Raw genomic sequence first — 4,342 nt, 5'->3', positions numbered from 1 at the left:
GACCCGCACAGCTTCTCCTGACGGGCGGCCACACCGCTCTCTTTGCAAAACGGGACTGGCTTGCAAAGGCTAATGCATGTCGCCCAAAAGTGACCTCGGTTTTGGGAGAACGACATGCATAAAAGCAAGGACCTAAAGCGGGTCGCTTGAATCCGTTCAAGCGCGACACGCTTTAGACACGCGTTGCCGCGCTTCGACATGAATGCTTTGCTAAGGAATCAAGGGTAGGATTCGGCAGCTCTGGTATTTTTGATCGATGGCGAATCCCGCAAATCCAATTCCAAACGAGTCCGACGACCCCCAGCGCGAGCATCGTCCGCGCGTGCTCAAGGGTGGGTCGATCATCACCGGAATTTCGAATTCGGAAGTCGGTTGCACGCTGCGCAACCAGCACGAAGGCGGCGCCGAACTGAAGATACCGCTCGAAGCCCGGGTCCCAGATCGGTTCCTTCTCTATGTGCCGCTCGACGGCATTGCCTATCGGTGCGAGGTCCGCTGGCGTCGCAACGACCGTATCGGGGTGCAGTTCACCGGCACCGAGCCAAAGCCCCGGCTGCATTACGGCTGACGCCCGGGCAAGCTTGCGCGCGGAAAATCGTGATCCGCGCCTGCATTCTATCCCCGTTATCCACATATGTGACACACAAGATGTTGGGGTCACAAAAGCTACGCAAACGAATCCTTGACGGCGCAAAACGAGTCGCCTTTTATAGGCCATGTGCTCCTGTTGAGAGTGCGACCGGAAAGTTCTGAGCCCGGTCTTTTTTCCCGGATTATGTGCGTTTTTGCTCGCATTTCCGCCTGTTTACGAGGCCGGCGGAAGCGTTGGGATTGTGGGGCGGTTGGGGACGATAGGGACAATTGTCGGGCTTGAATAAATTGTCTGTTAATACTATATTTAGTGTTTGCAGGTAGGTTCGACGCTAGATAGTGTGAATTTCCCTCGACCGAGGGAATCGGAAAAAATCAGTTTTGAGGGACCCGCGGGTTCGTCGGCGCGTTGGGCAGGCGCTTCGCAAGGAGTTTGACCAGCAGGGCCGGCGGAGACCGCGAAAATGGAGAGCCGGCCGTTTTCGAACGCCCGGCAGACGGCGGACATGCGCGTTTCGCATCGGGGGCAGAAATCCCTGGAGGAAAGCGCTATATATAGACAAAAGGGACCGGACCAATGCGCATCGAGCGTCGTTTCACCAAGCCAGGACAATCTGCCTATGCGGAGATCGAATTCCGCAAGGCGCTTTCGGAGATTAAGAATCCGGATGGTTCGGTGGTGTTCCGCTTGGACAATATCGACGTGCCGGCGCAGTTCTCCCAGGTCGCAGCCGATATCCTGGCGCAGAAATATTTCCGCAAGGCCGGTGTGCCGGCGCGCCTGAAGAAGATCGAAGAGAACGACGTCCCCTCCTTCCTGTGGCGCTCCGTCGCCGATGAGGCGGAACTGGCGAAGCTGCCGGAAGCCGAGCGCTACGGTTCCGAGATCGACGCACGTCAGGTCTTCGACCGGCTTGCCGGCACCTGGACTTACTGGGGCTGGAAGGGCGGCTACTTCAAGGGGTCGGAGGAAGACGCGCGCGCCTTCCGCGACGAGCTTGCCTATATGCTGGCCACCCAGCGCGTCGCGCCGAACTCGCCGCAATGGTTCAACACCGGCCTGCACTGGGCCTATGGCATCGACGGCCCGAGCCAGGGCCACTTCTATGTCGACCCGTTCACCGGCAAGCTGACCAAGTCGAAATCCTCCTACGAGCATCCGCAGCCGCATGCCTGCTTCATCCAGGGCGTGCAGGACGATCTCGTCAACGAGGGCGGCATCATGGACCTGTGGGTGCGTGAAGCGCGCCTGTTCAAATACGGCTCCGGCACCGGCTCCAACTTCTCGCTGCTGCGCGGCGAAGGCGAAAAGCTGTCGGGCGGCGGCCGCTCGTCGGGCCTGATGAGCTTCCTCAAGATCGGCGACCGTGCGGCGGGCGCCATCAAGTCGGGCGGCACCACGCGCCGCGCCGCCAAAATGGTCATCGTCGACGCCGACCACCCCGATATCGAGGAATTCATCGACTGGAAGGTCAATGAAGAGCAGAAGGTCGCCTCGCTGGTGACTGGCTCGAAGATCGTCAAGAAGCATCTCGAAGCGATCATGAAGGCCTGCGTCAACTGCGAAGGCAATGGCGACGACTGCTTCGATCCGTCGATCAACTCCGCCCTGAAGCGCGAGATCAAGGCGGCCAAGAAATCCGCCGTGCCGGAGAACTACATCTACCGCGTCATCCAGTTCGCCAAGCAGGGCTATAGCTCGATGTCGTTCAAGACCTACGACACAGACTGGGATTCGGATGCCTACCTCACGGTTTCGGGCCAGAACTCCAACAATTCGGTGTCGCTGAAGGACAATTTCCTGCGCGCCGTCGAGGACGATGCCGACTGGCACCTGACCGCCCGCAAGGACGGCAAGGTGCTGAAGACGCTGAAGGCTCGCGACCTCTGGGAAAAGATCGGCTATGCCGCCTGGGCGTCCGCGGATCCCGGCCTGCATTTCAACACGACGATGAACGACTGGCACACCTGCGCATCGGCCGGTGCGATCCGGGCGTCCAACCCGTGCTCCGAATACATGTTCCTCGACGACACGGCCTGCAATCTCGCCTCGATCAATCTGCTGCCCTACCGCAACGCCGACGGCACGATCGACATCGCAGCCTACGAGCACACCGTGCGGCTGTGGACCATCGTTCTCGAAATCTCGGTCATGATGGCGCAGTTCCCGTCGAAGGAGATCGCCAAGCAGTCCTACGAATACCGCACGCTCGGCCTCGGCTATGCGAATATTGGCGGCCTGCTGATGACGTCGGGCATTCCCTACGATTCCGATGAAGGCCGCGCCATCTGCGCCGCACTCACCGCAATCATGACCGGTGTCGCCTATGCCACCTCGGCCGAGATGGCCGGCGAACTCGGCGCCTTCGCCGACTACGACCGCAATGCGCAGAACATGCTGCGGGTCATGCGCAACCATCGCCGTGCCGCCTATGGCGAGAAGCAGGGCTACGAGAAGCTTGCCGTCAATCCCGTGCCGCTGGTCGCTTCCGACCTGAAGCAGCAGGACCTTGCGACCCACGCCAAGGCTGCCTGGGACCGCGCCATCGAGCTCGGCGAGGAGCATGGCTACCGCAATGCACAGGCGACCGTCATCGCGCCGACCGGCACGATCGGCCTGGTCATGGATTGCGACACCACCGGCATCGAGCCCGACTTCGCGCTGGTGAAGTTCAAGAAGCTGGCCGGCGGCGGCTATTTCAAGATCATCAACCGCGCCGTGCCGGAAGCGCTGCGCACGCTCGGCTATTCCGAAGCCCAGATCGCCGAGATGGAGGCCTATGCGGTCGGCCACGGCAACCTCAACCAGGCGCCGGCCATCAACCCCGGCGCGCTCAAGGCCAAGGGCTTCACCGACGACAAGATCGCCGCGCTCAACGCAGCCTTGAAGTCGGCCTTCGACATCAAGTTCGTCTTCAATCAGTGGACGCTCGGCGCCGACTGGGTGAAGGAGAATTTCGGCTTCACCGACGAGCAGCTCAACGATTTCTCGTTCGAGATCCTGCCGGCGCTCGGCTTCTCCCGGAAAGATATCGAGGCCGCCAACATCCACGTCTGCGGTGCGATGACGCTGGAAGGCGCGCCGTTCCTCAAGGCCGAACACCTGGCGGTTTTCGACTGCGCCAGCCCGTGCGGCAAGATCGGCAAGCGCTCGCTGTCCATCAACAGCCACATCCAGATGATGGCGGCTGCACAGCCCTTCATTTCCGGCGCCATCTCCAAGACCATCAACATGCCCAACGATGCGACGGTGGAAGACGCCAAGGGCGCCTACATGCTGTCGTGGAAGCTGGCGCTGAAGGCCAACGCGCTCTACCGCGACGGCTCGAAGCTGTCGCAGCCGCTCAACTCCTCGCTGCTCGCCGATGGCGAGGACGACGAGGACGAAGCCGTCGAGCAGCTGCTCGCCGCACCTGCGGCAGCACGTGCCGCACAGATCACCGAGCGGATCGTCGAGCGCATCATCGAGCGCGTGTCGCGCGAGCAGGAAAAGCTGCCCGGCCGCCGCAAGGGTTACACGCAGAAGGCCAAGATCGGTGGCAACACCATCTTCCTGCGCACCGGCGAATATGACGATGGCCGTCTCGGCGAGATCTTCATCGACATGAACAAGGAAGGCGCGACCTTGCGTGGCCTTCTCAACAACTTCGCCATCGCCATTTCGCTCGGCCTGCAATATGGCGTGCCGCTCGACGAATATGTGCACGCCTTCACCTTCACCAAGTTCGAGCCGGCCGGCATGGTGCAGGGC

The 4,342-nt window shown here is 61.1% G+C and carries 2 protein-coding genes; both read left to right on the top strand.

Annotated features, from left to right (window positions below; genetic code table 11):
- Positions 1 to 256 precede the first annotated feature (256 nt).
- On the top strand, positions 257 to 568 hold the full coding sequence (locus tag EN906_RS24390; protein WP_127268764.1) for a PilZ domain-containing protein: 312 nt from the start codon (positions 257 to 259) through the stop codon (positions 566 to 568).
- 600 nt (positions 569 to 1,168) lie between these two features.
- On the top strand, positions 1,169 to 4,342 hold a 3,174-nt coding region (locus EN906_RS24385; protein WP_127375436.1), incomplete at its 3' end, for a vitamin B12-dependent ribonucleotide reductase.

Origin of the sequence: Mesorhizobium sp. M7A.F.Ca.CA.004.06.1.1 (assembly GCF_003999135.1) — a bacterium.
Classification (GTDB): Bacteria; Pseudomonadota; Alphaproteobacteria; order Rhizobiales; family Rhizobiaceae; genus Mesorhizobium.
This window is presented reverse-complemented; position numbering and strand designations above follow the sequence as displayed.